Origin of the sequence: Bradyrhizobium sp. CCBAU 11434 (assembly GCF_028128895.1) — a bacterium.
GTDB lineage: Bacteria > Pseudomonadota > Alphaproteobacteria > Rhizobiales > Xanthobacteraceae > Bradyrhizobium > Bradyrhizobium zhengyangense.
In genome coordinates, this window is record NZ_LBJX01000001.1 from 168,238 (window position 1) to 180,819 (window position 12,582).

16 protein-coding genes are annotated in these 12,582 nt (G+C 63.2%); all 16 read right to left on the bottom strand.

What is annotated here, in order from left to right; translation table 11 throughout:
* Positions 1 to 78: 78 nt before the first annotated feature.
* Positions 79 to 987: a flagellin N-terminal helical domain-containing protein gene (locus XI06_RS00765; protein ID WP_237862733.1), complete on the bottom strand. Its 909-nt coding sequence runs from the start codon at positions 985 to 987 to the stop codon at positions 79 to 81.
* 294 nt (positions 988 to 1,281) lie between these two features.
* The gene (locus XI06_RS00770; protein ID WP_237862735.1) at positions 1,282 to 2,190 is read right to left on the bottom strand and encodes a flagellin N-terminal helical domain-containing protein; all 909 of its coding nucleotides are present in this window, start codon (positions 2,188 to 2,190) and stop codon (positions 1,282 to 1,284) included.
* Between the two features lie 269 nt (positions 2,191 to 2,459).
* On the bottom strand, positions 2,460 to 3,365 hold the full coding sequence (locus XI06_RS00775; protein ID WP_237862737.1) for a flagellin N-terminal helical domain-containing protein: 906 nt from the start codon (positions 3,363 to 3,365) through the stop codon (positions 2,460 to 2,462).
* Positions 3,366 to 3,608: 243 nt separating this feature from the next.
* Positions 3,609 to 4,349 (bottom strand): flagellar type III secretion system pore protein FliP, encoded by a 741-nt coding sequence (gene fliP, locus XI06_RS00780; RefSeq protein WP_237862738.1) that lies wholly within the window; start codon positions 4,347 to 4,349, stop codon positions 3,609 to 3,611.
* Positions 4,346 to 4,789 carry a flagellar basal body-associated FliL family protein gene (locus XI06_RS00785; protein WP_237862740.1) on the bottom strand — a complete coding sequence of 148 codons (444 nt, stop codon included), beginning with the start codon at positions 4,787 to 4,789 and terminating at the stop codon, positions 4,346 to 4,348. The genes fliP and XI06_RS00785 overlap by 4 nt, the downstream gene beginning before the upstream one ends.
* A 30-nt stretch (positions 4,790 to 4,819) precedes the next feature.
* Positions 4,820 to 5,515, bottom strand: a complete 696-nt coding sequence (gene flgH / locus XI06_RS00790; RefSeq protein WP_237862742.1) for a flagellar basal body L-ring protein FlgH — start codon at positions 5,513 to 5,515, stop codon at positions 4,820 to 4,822.
* Positions 5,516 to 6,277 carry a MotE family protein gene (locus tag XI06_RS00795; RefSeq protein ID WP_271604406.1) on the bottom strand — a complete coding sequence of 254 codons (762 nt, stop codon included), beginning with the start codon at positions 6,275 to 6,277 and terminating at the stop codon, positions 5,516 to 5,518.
* A 67-nt stretch (positions 6,278 to 6,344) separates the two neighbouring features.
* On the bottom strand, positions 6,345 to 7,475 hold the full coding sequence (flgI, locus tag XI06_RS00800) for a flagellar basal body P-ring protein FlgI (protein ID WP_271604407.1): 1,131 nt from the start codon (positions 7,473 to 7,475) through the stop codon (positions 6,345 to 6,347).
* Entirely contained in the window at positions 7,472 to 7,948 is a 477-nt protein-coding gene (flgA, locus tag XI06_RS00805; RefSeq protein WP_237862750.1) for a flagellar basal body P-ring formation chaperone FlgA, read from the bottom strand. The genes flgI and flgA overlap by 4 nt, the downstream gene beginning before the upstream one ends.
* A 12-nt stretch (positions 7,949 to 7,960) precedes the next feature.
* Positions 7,961 to 8,752 (bottom strand): flagellar basal-body rod protein FlgG, encoded by a 792-nt coding sequence (gene flgG / locus XI06_RS00810; RefSeq protein WP_237862752.1) that lies wholly within the window; start codon positions 8,750 to 8,752, stop codon positions 7,961 to 7,963.
* A gap of 18 nt (positions 8,753 to 8,770) precedes the next feature.
* Positions 8,771 to 9,100: a flagellar hook-basal body complex protein FliE gene (locus XI06_RS00815; RefSeq protein WP_237872430.1), complete on the bottom strand. Its 330-nt coding sequence runs from the start codon at positions 9,098 to 9,100 to the stop codon at positions 8,771 to 8,773.
* 2 nt (positions 9,101 to 9,102) lie between these two features.
* Complete coding sequence (gene flgC / locus XI06_RS00820) at positions 9,103 to 9,519, bottom strand: flagellar basal body rod protein FlgC (protein WP_237862754.1); 417 nt, start codon at positions 9,517 to 9,519, stop codon at positions 9,103 to 9,105.
* An 11-nt stretch (positions 9,520 to 9,530) separates the two neighbouring features.
* Entirely contained in the window at positions 9,531 to 9,932 is a 402-nt protein-coding gene (gene flgB / locus XI06_RS00825; protein WP_237862755.1) for a flagellar basal body rod protein FlgB, read from the bottom strand.
* A 64-nt stretch (positions 9,933 to 9,996) separates the two neighbouring features.
* Positions 9,997 to 11,082: a flagellar biosynthesis protein FlhB gene (gene flhB, locus XI06_RS00830; RefSeq protein ID WP_237872432.1), complete on the bottom strand. Its 1,086-nt coding sequence runs from the start codon at positions 11,080 to 11,082 to the stop codon at positions 9,997 to 9,999.
* A gap of 13 nt (positions 11,083 to 11,095) precedes the next feature.
* Positions 11,096 to 12,130 carry a flagellar motor switch protein FliG gene (locus tag XI06_RS00835; RefSeq protein ID WP_128950035.1) on the bottom strand — a complete coding sequence of 345 codons (1,035 nt, stop codon included), beginning with the start codon at positions 12,128 to 12,130 and terminating at the stop codon, positions 11,096 to 11,098.
* A 2-nt stretch (positions 12,131 to 12,132) separates the two neighbouring features.
* A complete protein-coding gene (gene fliN, locus XI06_RS00840; RefSeq protein WP_237862757.1) occupies positions 12,133 to 12,507 on the bottom strand; it encodes a flagellar motor switch protein FliN in 375 nt (124 codons plus the stop codon).
* Positions 12,508 to 12,582 lie beyond the last annotated feature (75 nt).

A 12,582-nucleotide genomic window follows, 5' to 3' on the forward strand; every position in this document is an offset into this window, starting at 1 on the left:
ACATCATGTGCCGTCACGTCCGCCGATCACGGCGGGACCGTGCTCCCGGGGGAGCACGGTCCCTTTCGAAGCCGAAGCTTACTTGAACAGCGAGAGGATGCTCTGGCTGTTCTGGTTGGCGATCGAGAGCGCCTGAACACCGAGCTGCTGCTGGGTCTGCAGCGCCTGCAGGCGGGTGGATTCCGCGTTCATATCGGCGTCGACGAGCTGGCCCACGCCTCGGGTCACCGAGTCCATCAGGGTCTTGACGAAGTCCGTGTTGGTCGCGAGGCGGTTCTTGACAGCGCCGAGGTCGGCGGCGGCCGAAGCCACCGAGTTGATCGCGGCAGTGACCTGCGTGATGTAGCCATCGAGCGTGGTCTGGTCAGCTGCCGAGTCGGTCAGCGTGCTGATGCTGATCGTGTCGACCGATGCGCCGGCACTCACCTTGTCCAGGATGCCGCTGGTCGACGAAGTATAGAGCGAATAGTTCGAGATCGTCAGCGTGATGGAGCCGATGGTCGGCGTTCCACCGACGCGCGAGAACGACGACACCAGGTCGAAGGTCGCGGGCGTCGCCGTCGTCGTGCTCAGCCAGTTGACGCCGTTGAAGGTCGCCGCCGCGGCCGTGCCCTTCATCTGCTGCTGGATCTGGGTGATGTCGGCCTGGATCTTGGTGCGGTCGATACCGGCGGTCTTGGCTTCGACCAGCAGCGACTGCAGCTTGGTGAGGCCGCCGGTGCTGTCACCGACCACGGCGGTCAGCGCGGTATATTCGGTGTCGACGGTCGCGGCCGACAGACCGAGCGAGTCAGAGACGGCGGAGAGCGCGGCGTTGTCGGCGCGCATCGAGGTTGCGATCGACCAGTAGGCGGCGTTGTCCGACGCGGTGGCGACGCGCTGACCGGTCGAGATCCGGTTTTCGGTGGTCTGCAGGCTGGAGCTGACGTTGCGCAGCGTCTGCAGCGCGGTCATGGCGGCGGAGTTGGTGAGAAGGCTAGAACTCATGTTTTGACGTCCCCTGAAAACGAATTGAAATTGTTGGGACATACCGGGCTTGCACCGGTACGACGGGACGGCATCATGCCTTTGGGCTGTAAAAAAGCGCGCTCAACCTGTCGTAACGGCGGCGATAGCACGCGAAGTTTGCGCGAAGCTTGTGGCGCTGTGACCGTACTGGACTGGACTGGAGCGGCAGTTCGAGGCGCCAAGTCGATATTCTTCTCCCGCGCGAACAACGTACCCCGAAATGAAAGAGCCGCGCTTCGCGAGAAGCGCGGCTCGCTCAGATCGTTTTCAGACTTAGCGGAACAGCGAGAGGATGCTCTGGCTGTTCTGGTTGGCGATCGAGAGCGCCTGGACACCGAGCTGCTGCTGGGTCTGCAGCGCCTGCAGGCGGGTGGATTCCGCGTTCATGTCGGCGTCGACGAGCTGGCCGACACCGCGGTTGACCGAGTCCATCAGGGTCTTGACGAAGTCGGTATTGGTCGCGATGCGGTTCTTGACGGCGCCGAGATCGGCGGCGGCCGAAGCCACCGAGTTGATCGCAGTGGTGACCTGCGCGATGTAGCCATCGAGCGTGGTCTGGTCGGCCGCCGAGTCGGTCAACGTGCTGATGCTGATCGTGTCGACCGACGCACCGGCGCTCACCTTGTCCAGGATGCCGCTGGTGGACGAGGTGTAGAGCGAGTAGTTCGAGATCGTCAGCGTGATCGAGCCGATGGTCGGCGTGCCACCGACGCGGGAGAACGACGACACCAGGTCGAAGGTCGCGGGCGTCGCCGTCGTCGTGCTCAGCCAGTTCACGCCGTTGAAGGTTGCCGCATTGGCGGTGCCCTTCATCTGCTGCTGGATCTGGGTGATGTCGGCCTGGATCTTGGTGCGGTCGATGCCGGCGGTCTTGGCTTCGACCAGCAGCGCTTGCAGCTTGGTGAGGCCGCCGGTGCTGTCACCGACGACCGCGGTGAGAGCGGTATATTCGGTATCGACGGTCGCGGCCGACAGACCGAGCGAGTCGGAGACGGCGGAGAGCGCGGCGTTGTCGGCGCGCATCGAGGTTGCGATCGACCAGTAAGCGGCGTTGTCCGACGCGGTGGCGACGCGCTGGCCGGTCGAGATCCGGTTTTCGGTGGTCTGCAGGCTGGAGCTGACGTTGCGCAGCGTCTGCAGCGCGGTCATGGCGGCGGAGTTGGTGAGAAGGCTAGAACCCATTTTGATGTCCCTTGAAGATCGAGTTGTTTTGGGGACATACCGGACTTGCACCGGTACGACAGGGCGGCGTCATGCCTTTGGGCTGCGCAATAGCGTTGAGGGCCCAACCTGTCGTACGGCGACCGTAGCGCTCGAAGCTTGTGCGAGGCTTGTGGCTCTGTGTCCTCACCGCAACAGGGAAGCCAAAGTTGCGGCGTGCCCTGGACGTCACGTCAAACGAAAGGGCCGCGCTTCGCGAGAAGCGCGGCCCCCTCAGATCGTCGTCAGTCTTAGCGGAACAGCGACAGGATGCTCTGGCTGCTGCTGTTGGCGATCGAGAGCGCCTGAACGCCGAGCTGCTGCTGGACCTGGAGGGCCGACAGGCGGGTGGACTCCTGGTTCATGTCGGCGTCGACGAGCTGGCCGATACCGCGGGTCACCGAGTCCATCAGCGACTTCACGAAGTCGGTGTTGGTCGAGATACGGTTCTTGACGGCGCCGAGGTTCGCGGCAGCCGAAGCCACGGAGTTGATCGCGCCAGTGACCTGCGCGATGTAGCCATCGAGCGTGGTCTGGTCGGCTGCCGAGTCAGTCAGCGTGCTGATGTCGATCGTGTTGACCGACGCACCGCCGCTCACCTTGTCGAGGATGCCGCTGGTGGACGAGGTGTAGAGCGAGTAGTTGGCAACGGTCAGGGTGATGGCGCCGGTGGTCGGCGTGCCGCCGACACGGGAGTACGACGACACCAGATCGACCGTCGTCGGGGTGGCCGTCGTGGTGCTGAGCCAGTTCACGCCGTTGAAGGTCGCCGCAGACGCGGTCGCCTGCATCTGCTGCTGGATCTGGGTGACGTCCGCCTGGATCTTGGTGCGGTCGATACCAGCCGTCTTGGCTTCGACCAGCAGCGACTGCAGCTTGGTGAGGCCGCCATTGCTGTCACCGACAACGGACGTCAGAGCTGTATATTCGGTGTCGACCGTCGCGGCCGATAGACCGAGCGAGTCGGAGACCGCGGAGAGCGCGGCGTTGTCGGCGCGCATCGAGGTTGCGATCGACCAGTAGGCGGCGTTGTCCGAAGCGGTCGAGACGCGCTGACCGGTGGAGATGCGGGTCTGCGTGGTGGCGAGCTGCGAGCTCACAGACCGGAGGGTCTGGAGAGCGGTCATCGCGGTCGAGTTCGTAAGCAGGCTTGACATTGCGAATGTCCCTTTATGTACGCGTTACATTTTCACGAGGGGACATACCGGGCTTTCACCGGTACGGAGGGGCGGCATCATGCCTTTGGACTGAATGTGGGTGGGGTCCAACCCGCCGTGACGCTTCGCTAACACGCCGAATCTTGCTTCCGAATTAAGGCCAGCTTGAATTCTTCAGCCAAATCATATGGTTAATATTACTCTTTACTAACCTTAACGATTCCGGTGGACCGATGACCGCTCTCAAGAGAACGACCGGACCAATCCCGAGGCAAGCAGATTCCACCCGTCAATCAGCACGAAAAACAGCACCTTGAACGGTAGCGCGAGGATCGACGGCGGCATCATCATCATGCCCATCGACATGGTCAGCGTCGCCACGATCATGTCGATGACGAGGAACGGCAGGATGATGAGGAAGCCGATCTCGAACGAACGCCGGAGCTCGGAGATCATGAAGGCCGGGATGATGACGCGCATATCGACGCGCTTGTCGTCGAACTTCTTGCGGAAGCTTTCCGCTGCGAGCGACTCGAACGTCTGCAGATCCTTGTCACGGACGTGTGCCAGCATGAACTCGCGGAACGGATCGCTGATCTTCAGATAGGCGTCCTCCTCCGAGATCTCGTTCTTCATCAGCGGCTGCACGCCGGTCTCCCAGGCACGATCGAACGTCGGCGCCATGACGTAAAAGGTCATGAACAGTGCGAGACTGATCAGCACGAGGTTCGGAGGCGTCGTCTGAAGGCCGAGCCCGGCGCGCAGGAACGACAGCGCCACAGCGAACCGCGTGAAGCTCGTCACCATGATGAGCAATCCCGGTGCGACGGACAGCACCGTTAGCAGCGCCATCAGCTGGATGATGCGGCCGCTGGTCGAGCCATTGCCCGGCGGCAACAGCGAGTTGAGATCCGGGATCTGGGCGAATGCCACTTCGGGCAGCACAACCAGCAACAACGCGAGCAGCAGGACTTTCAATTTCACTGGATCACCAACGTCTCAATGATCAATTCGCGGACCTTGCCGGACGAGCGGATGCTGGCGCGTTCGGACAGGTCATCGCGCAAATGCTGAAGTCCGCGCGTGCCTTCGAACTGCGTCACCGAAGCTGACCGCAGATAGGTGACGATGTCTTCGCTGATATGGGCAGCGAGGATGCCGGCATCCTCGTCACTCATGCTGTCGGTCACCATGGAGGCCTCGACCCGGGCCCAGTTGTTGGCCGGCGCCGCAAGATTGGTCACGATCGGCGACAGCTTTCTGAGCCGCGCGCTGCCTGAATAGCTCGACGCAATCGGAGGCGGGATGGCGCCTTTCTTTGCATCGGCGACGCGCTCGGCAGCAGCGAACAGATGCAGGCCCGCAAGCGCGCCGGCGCCAATCGCGACCAGGGTCAGCACGACGATGGCTGCGATCAGGCGCATGACGCCCCCTGCTTCCATGACGCGTGAGCCTCAGAACGGTGCCACGGCATCATAGATCCGGTGTCCCCATCCTGGTTGCTGCACGTCAGACAGATTTCCACGGCCGCCATAGGAGACGCGCGCCTCGGCGATCTTCTCGTAGGAGATCGTGTTGGTCCGCGAAATATCCCGTGGACGCACGATGCCGCCGACATTGAGCACGCGCATCTCCGTGTTGATGCCGAATTCCTGCGAGCCGCTGATCATCATATTTCCGTTTGGCAACACGTCGGTGACGACGGCCGCGATGGAAAGCTTGATGTCTTCGGAGCGGTCGATCTGACCGTTGCCTTTGATCTGCGTATTGGTGTTGAGGTTGGCGTTGGCTTGGCCCTTGTCCTGCCATCCCGCGACGTCCATCAGCCAGTTCAGCCCGAACTGGACCTGCGAATCGCGCGAGCGGCCGGTCTTGTTGTCGAGCTTGGCCTTGTCCTGCATCGAGATGATCACTGTCACGACGTCGCCGACGCGGCGCGCACGGGGATCGCGATAGAGATCGGTGCCGTCGTCCCACGTCGAGCGATAACTGACGGGCGTGCGCATGCGGGGCGTCACCGGAATAGGCTCGGCTGGCGTCCTCAATCCGCTGCCCACGGGCGACAGTTTCGGGCCGGTCAGGATCTCCGCGGGATCATGGGAGCACCCGGCAAGGAGCAACAGCGACAGGATGAGGAACGGCGTCTTCATTTACTTGGTCTTCCCGTCATCCACGCGACGCATTCCACCGAGCAGGTCAGCAAGATGCGCTGCGCGCCCGGTCTCCATCTCGTTGAAAATTGCGCTCGAGCTCCTCGGGCTCAGCTTTGCGAGAACCGCCGCGGCAGTCTCGTCCGCCATGCCGGCGATCTGGGTCGCGGCCGCGTCGGGCTTCATGCGCGAATAAATCTCGACGACGCTTGCTTCGGCCTTCTTCAGGAAGTCGTCGCGCAACGCCATCCACTTCTCGTACTCGACCCGCTTTGCCTCGACTTCCGCGATCCGCTCCCGCAGCAGGCTTTCGGCTTTCTCCAGCTCCTTCAGCTGCCAGGCGAGCCTGGCGTCGACGGCGGGATCGGCCACATTGCTACAGAATAGCGCCACTTCGTTGTCCGGAGGCGCGCCAGCCTGGGCGGGCGCTGGTTTCGGCGGCGCCGTGACACTGCCGGACTTCGCCGGACGCGTCGGCAGAGGTGCGGGAGCCGGTGCTGGAGGAGCCGCCTCCGGCACTGCGCCGGTGGTTGCAGGCCCTGCATCCTCAGCCGCCCAGGCCGTGGCCCGCGAATTATCGCCTGGAACAGACGTAGCCTGCGCATGCGCCTTCTGCGGTCCGGGCGCACGGGCGCGTGCAAACGAGAGCAGATTGAGCGGCTTTGACGGCTTCGGTTCGTCGAGCGCGAACGCAGGCAAAGTGTTCGCGAGCACGAACACCGTCGCCAGAAGGAGTTGCGCTTTGTGATCCAGCTTCAGCATCGGCCCGCGTGCGATTCTCGGTCAGGACCTGAGCATTGAGCGACCAAGCTTGCACGACGCTTATGCATCATTGCACGATGACTTCAGCCTGCAGCGCGCCGGCCGTCTTGATAGCCTGGAGGATCGCGATGATGCCTGATGGTTTCAGTCCGATCTGGTTCAATCCGCGCACAAGACGCTGGAGATCGACACCGCTCAGGATCGCCACCTGCGATCCAGCCTCGTTGGCTTCGACCACGGTCTGGGGTACGACGACCGTCTGGCCTTGCGAGAACGGCGCCGGCTGGGACACGACGGGCAGTTCGGTGACACGAACCGTCAGGTTGCCGTGCGTGACGGCGACAGTCGATATCCGAACGTCGCGCCCGATAACCACCGTGCCGGTACGTTCATTGATCACAACCCGCGCCGGCGTGTCTGGCTCGACGGTGAGCTCTCCGATCTCGGCGAGAAAGCGAACGGGGCCGACATAGCGCGGCTTGGACAGCACGATCGTCCGATAGTCGCGCTCAAAGGCGATCTGGGCACGGTACCGTCCACCGGCATAGCGGTTGACGGCATCGAGGATCCGCGTCGCGGTGACGAAATCGGGGTTCTTCAGCTCGAGCACCAGGAACTCCATCTCGTGGAGACTGCCCTGTACCTCGCGCTCCACCAGAGCGCCATTCGGAATGCGGCCCGCGGTCGGCGTGCCCTGGCTGAGGTTTTGGGCCTGGCCTCCGACGCTGTAGCCGGCGACGGTGACCGCACCTTGCGCCACCGCGTAGACCGCACCATCGGCCGCGCGTAGCGACGTCATTACCAGCGTGCCGCCGAGCAGCGAGGTCGCATCGCCCAGCGACGACACCGTGACGTCCATCCGTTCGCCCGGGCCGATCGAAGGCAGCAGGTCCGCGGTCACCATCACGGCTGCGACATTGCGCGTACGCAGGGTCGTCGGCCGCGACTGACTATTCGTGCTGCTCGTCTCGTTGCGGACATTGATGCCCATGTTCTCGAGCATCGACTGCAACGATTGTTCCGTGAACGGCGCGTTGCGCAGAGTGTCGCCGGTGCCGTTGAGGCCGATCACAAGGCCGTAGCCTACGATCTGGTTCTCACGCAGGCCCTTGATGTCCGCGATGTCCTTGATGCGGACGGCAGCGTGGGCGCCGGCGGCGGAGAAGATCAGCAGGAGCGCGATCAGGACTCTGGTCATGTTCCGTCTGCAACCTTGACAGTGCCGTCCGGCTGGACGATGGCCCTGATGATCACGCCCGTGTCGGTGTTTCGCACGGTGATGAGCGAACCCGGCGCACCGGATTGCATCGCCGATCCGTACGTCACAATCGACAAGCCGGAGTCTTCGACAACCACCTTCACCATGGCGCCGCGGGCGATGGTCCAGGGATCCTCCACTGAATTCGTGGGGATCGGCTGGCCCGGCAACAGCGCCCGTCGCGCCATCCGGCCGACGAGGACCTGACGCCCTTCGACGAACATCGCGACACCGAGCGCGTTCTGATCGAAGTTGCGTTCGGTGATCATGTCCTCCCTGATCAGCTCGCCGGCGCGGATCGATACCGCCGGCACGGGAAGCCGCTTCTCGTCTGCGGCGGCACACCGCGTGAAGACGAGAACCAGCAGCGCGGCGGCCAACGCGCGCACGATCAGGCCTACCCTGTTCAACATGGACACACCGAACTAGCGACTGAGACCCTTCGATACCGTCTGGGCCATGTCATCCGACGCCTGGATGACCTTGGCATTCATCTCGTAGGCGCGCTGTGCCGAGATCAATTCGGTGATCTCCTTGACGGGATCGACGTTCGAGGCTTCGAGATATTGCTGGTTGATCTTGCCGTAACCGGCATCGCCGGGCAGGCCAACCACCGGCGCACCCGACGCTGTGGTCTCGCGATAAAGGTTGCTGCCGAGCGGCTCGAGGCCTGCCTCGTTGGCGAAATTGGCAAGGTTGAGCTGGCCGATCTGGCGCGGATTGACCTCCGTATCCAGCTTGGCGAACACCTGCCCGGTCTGGTTCACGGTGACCTGCACCGTGCCCTGCGGCACCGTGATGTTGGGATCGAGCAGATAGCCGTCCATCGTCACCAGCTGGCCGGTCGCGTTGGTGTTGAACGAGCCTGCGCGGGTGTATTGCACCTCGTTGTTCGGGCCCAGCACCTGAAACCAGCCCCGGCCATTGATCGCGAGATCGTACGGATTACCGGTCTGCGTCAGCGCGCCCTGGATGTGCAGCTTGCGGATCGCCGCCGACTTGACGCCGAGACCGAGATTTGCGCCTTCCGGAATCGGCGAGGAGCCGTTCACGTTTGCAACGCCCTGCATGCGGTCCATCTGGTAGAACAGATCGGTGAATTCCGCACGCGCACGCTTGAACGACGTGGTGTTGATGTTGGCGATGTTGTTCGCAATGACTTCGATGTTGGTCTGCTGGGCATTCATGCCCGTAGCCGCGATGGCGAGCGATTTCACTTAACCCACTCCTTCAGATCAAATCGACATCCGAACGACTTCCTGGTAGGCCTGCACGACCTTGTCGCGAACTGCGACCGCCGTCTGCAAGGCCTGCTCGGCCGACATCAGCGCTTCGACGACCCTTCGCGTCGATTCCTTGCCTTGCATCGCCGAGATCGACGCTGCCTCGCCCGTCTTCAGCGTCCCGATCGCGTCCGTGGTCACCTGCTTCATCACGGAATCGAAGCCGACATCGTCGGCGGATTGAACGGCGGACGTTCCCGTAGGCGCGATGGTCTGCGTCTCGCTGGCGCGAGAGGCCGCCTGCCCTGCGGTGATCGCGGTGGATGAAATTGCTTCCAGCAATGTCAGCTCCTCAGCAGATCGATGGTCATGCCGAGCATCGATCTCACCTGCTTCACGACCTGGAGATTGGCCTCATAGGAGCGATTGACTTCGCGCATGTCCGCCATCTCGATCATCATGTTGACGTTGGGCATCTTGACGTAGCCGGCCTTGTCGGCAGCGGGATGACCCGGGTCGTACTCGACGCGATACGGCGTGGTGTCGACCCCGATTTCCTTGACTTTCGCCAGCTGTGTGCCGGAGGCCCGATCGAGCGCGGCATCGAAGGTGATGGTCTTGCGCTGATAGGGGTCGGCCCCCGCGCTGCGCCCGGTCGAGGTCGCATTGGCGAGGTTTTCTGAGACGACGCGCATGCGCGTCGATTGTGCCTCGAGCCCCGAGCTCGCGACGGTCAATGAAGCCGATAGAGGGTCAAGCATGTCGGTTCACCTCAGGTCTTCGCGCTGGTCAGGACCATGCGATTGAACGAGCGCACGATCGCCGAATTCATCGAATAGTCCCGATTGACGTCGCTACCCTTGATCATTTCCTGCTCCAGGCTCACGGAGTTTCCGGAGTGGACGACGTCCCAGCTGTCCTTCTTGGCGGTGGCCCGCGTGTCGGTTTCGGCGGGGGACAGCTGCATGTGGGCGGGCGAGGTCGTGGCCAGCCTTACCGGCACCGCATCGAGCACCTTGTTGAACGGTTCGACATCGCGCGCCTTGAAGCCCGGCGTATTGGCATTGGCAACGTTGGTGGCAATCGTCGACTGACGAAGCTCGAGCCAGCGTGCCTGCGACGATGCGAGTTCGAAGAGAAACAGTGGTCCCACGACAGCCCCATTTTGGTTCATTGGAAAGAACCCTAGAGCGTTAAGCTTTCGTCAAGCTGTTGCGCGGAGCACCATCCCAGGGATTCTACTGAACCTTCGCGGGCCGCGGCGCCTGCTTCGATTGCAGGAAATAGATGATCTCGGCGACGGGGCGGAAGAATTCGGCCGGGATCACCTGATCGACCTGCACCGCTTCGTAGAGCGCGCGGGCGAGCGCCTTGTTCTCGATCACCGGGATCTTGCTTTGCTCGGCGACCTCGCGAATCTTCAGCGCGATCACGTCTATGCCCTTGGCCACCACGAGCGGCGCCGGGTTTTCGTCGCGGTTATAGCGCAACGCGATCGCGAAATGCGTTGGGTTCGCGATCACCAGCGTCGCGCGCGGCACGGAGGCGATCATGCGTTGGCGCGAGCGGTCGCGCGCGAGCGAACGCAGGCGCGCCTTGATCAGCGGATCGCCTTCGGCCTGCTTGTGCTCGTCCTTGATCTCCTGCCTGGTCATGCGCAGCTCGCGCCGCCAGTGGAAGCGCGCCCAGGCGAGATCGATTGCGACCAGTACGATCGTCGCGATGCAGATCGCCGACACGATCCGCATCGCGATGGTGAGGATCATCTCGGGCAACGCGACCGGATCGGTGTACATCGCCTCGAACGCCCTCGCCTCCGACGAGCGCAATACGAAGCAGACGACCGATGTCACCGAGACGAGCTTGAACATCGACTTGGCGAACTCCACGAGACCCTGAGTTCCGAAGATTCGGCTCCAGCCGCTCGCCGGCGAAATCCGGGAGAAGTCGGGCTGAATGCGCTCCAGCACGAGGCGCGGCGCATTCTGCAGCAGCGACGCTGCGAGCCCGAACACTGCCAGGATCACGACCGGTGGCACCAGGAAGCGCAGGGCCTCGAGGCCGACCACGGTGAGCAGGTTCTGTGCGTCCGCACCGGTGCTGAGAGGGAAGCCATCGGGCTCGTCGAGAAAGCTCTTCAAGGTCGGGGTCAGCTGCTGTACGCCCTGGCCGATCAGGAAAGACATAATCACCATCAGCGCCGCGATGGACGCGAACAGGGATGCCTCCCGAGAGACCGGAATCTTGCCCTGTTCGAGCGCATCGCGGACTTTCTTCTCGGTCGGCTCTTCTGTCTTGCTCTCCTGGTCGGATGTCTCTGCCATGCCCGTTCAGCGGTCAGCGGAAGACCAGCTCGTCCTCCTGATCGGGGTTGAGCTCGATTTCACCCTTCTCGGCGAGGTCGAGCGCGAGATCGGTGATCACGCGGCGCGCCTCCAGCACGTCGCGCTGGTTCGACGGCTCGCCGATGGCGAGCTCGGACTCGACGACGCGGCGAACGCGCGAAGCGACCGCCGACAGGATCAACTCGCGGAAATGCTTGTCGGTGCCCTTCAGCGCCACGACGATGCGATCGGTCGGCACCTGGTCGAAGATCATGGTGCGCGCCTTCGGCGCCAGATTGATGACGTCGTCGAAGGTGAACAGCAGCTCCTTCAGCACTTCGGCCGATTTCGGCCGCTTCTCCGACAGGCTCTTCAGCATGTCTTCGATATGACCGCGCTCCATCTTGTTGATGATGTCGGCGACGCGGGCGTAGGTATCCGCGCCGAGGTTGCGGGCGAAGTTGAGCGTCAGGTCTTCGTGCAGAGTCTTCTCGAGGACCTTCATCGCATCGTCGACGATCGGCTTGAGGCTGAGCACCCGCCGCATCAATTCGTTGCGCAGGCTCGACGGCAGCTGGCTCATCACCTTGGCGGCGCAGGACGGTTTGACCTTGGACAGGATCAGCGCCGCGGTCTGCGGATGCTCCTTCGATAGGTAGGTCGCCAGCGAGTTTTCCGACACCGACGAGACACGGTCCCACACCGATCGGCTCGAATTGCCGAGCAGGTCCGACATGATTGCCGTGACCTGGTCGGCCGGAAGCACGTCGCCGAGCACGGCTTCGAGGCCGCCGAGGGTGCCGAGAATGTTGGCGCCCATCGAGAATTGCTGGGCGAACTCCTCAACGATCGACTCGAGCTCCTGGGCCGTGATCGGCCGCAGCTCGGCCGCGGCCTTGGTGACGATGCGAATGTCCTGCGGCTCGAACTGCGCGAGCACGCTGGCGGCCGCTTGGCGGCCCATGGCCAGCAGCAGCGCCGCGACCTTTTCCGTTCCGCCCAGCGTGGCAACGCCGCGCTGCTTGATGGGAGCGACCGGTGCCGCCATGGTCAGGAATCACCCTGCCCCAGCGGTCCGACAATCTCGGTCAGCGAGACGCCGAAGCGGGAATTGTCTTCCTCGACGACGACCACTTCGCCGCGGGCAACGACGCGGCCGTTGACCACGACGTCGACGGGCTCGCCGACGCGGTGATCCAACGGGACGACGGCGCCACGGCCGAGCTTCATCAGATTCGCCACCGGGATGGTGGCCGATCCCAGCACCACCTGCATGGTGACGGGAATGCGCATGATGGCATCCACATTGGCGAACTTGCCGGTCTCCTCGGCGGTGCGGGCGGCAATCTCCGCCAGCCGCTCGAGCGGAGAAGTCTCGGCATCGTCGGATGCGGTTGCGGATTCGTAGTCGAAGGATTGCGCCATCTGGTATCGCCTCTTGGTAGTTCCGCTCCCGGAGCGTCGCAACGCTCCGATCTAACTCTTCGGCCGCTTCGGGCC

Bases quoted from the DNA above. Each gene is read 5' to 3' on its own strand.
- XI06_RS00765 (WP_237862733.1), bottom strand. From the start codon at position 987: ATGAGTTCTAGCCTTCTCACCAACTCCGCCGCCATGACCGCGCTGCAG.
- XI06_RS00775 (WP_237862737.1), bottom strand. From the start codon at position 3,365: ATGTCAAGCCTGCTTACGAACTCGACCGCGATGACCGCTCTCCAGACC.
- fliN (WP_237862757.1), bottom strand. From the start codon at position 12,507: ATGGCGCAATCCTTCGACTACGAATCCGCAACCGCATCCGACGATGCC.
- XI06_RS00795 (WP_271604406.1), bottom strand. From the start codon at position 6,277: ATGCTGAAGCTGGATCACAAAGCGCAACTCCTTCTGGCGACGGTGTTC.
- flgI (WP_271604407.1), bottom strand. From the start codon at position 7,475: ATGACCAGAGTCCTGATCGCGCTCCTGCTGATCTTCTCCGCCGCCGGC.
- flgA (WP_237862750.1), bottom strand. From the start codon at position 7,948: ATGTTGAACAGGGTAGGCCTGATCGTGCGCGCGTTGGCCGCCGCGCTG.
- XI06_RS00770 (WP_237862735.1), bottom strand. From the start codon at position 2,190: ATGGGTTCTAGCCTTCTCACCAACTCCGCCGCCATGACCGCGCTGCAG.
- XI06_RS00785 (WP_237862740.1), bottom strand. From the start codon at position 4,789: ATGCGCCTGATCGCAGCCATCGTCGTGCTGACCCTGGTCGCGATTGGC.
- flhB (WP_237872432.1), bottom strand. From the start codon at position 11,082: ATGGCAGAGACATCCGACCAGGAGAGCAAGACAGAAGAGCCGACCGAG.
- flgH (WP_237862742.1), bottom strand. From the start codon at position 5,515: ATGAAGACGCCGTTCCTCATCCTGTCGCTGTTGCTCCTTGCCGGGTGC.
- flgB (WP_237862755.1), bottom strand. From the start codon at position 9,932: ATGAACCAAAATGGGGCTGTCGTGGGACCACTGTTTCTCTTCGAACTC.
- XI06_RS00835 (WP_128950035.1), bottom strand. From the start codon at position 12,130: ATGGCGGCACCGGTCGCTCCCATCAAGCAGCGCGGCGTTGCCACGCTG.
- flgC (WP_237862754.1), bottom strand. From the start codon at position 9,519: ATGCTTGACCCTCTATCGGCTTCATTGACCGTCGCGAGCTCGGGGCTC.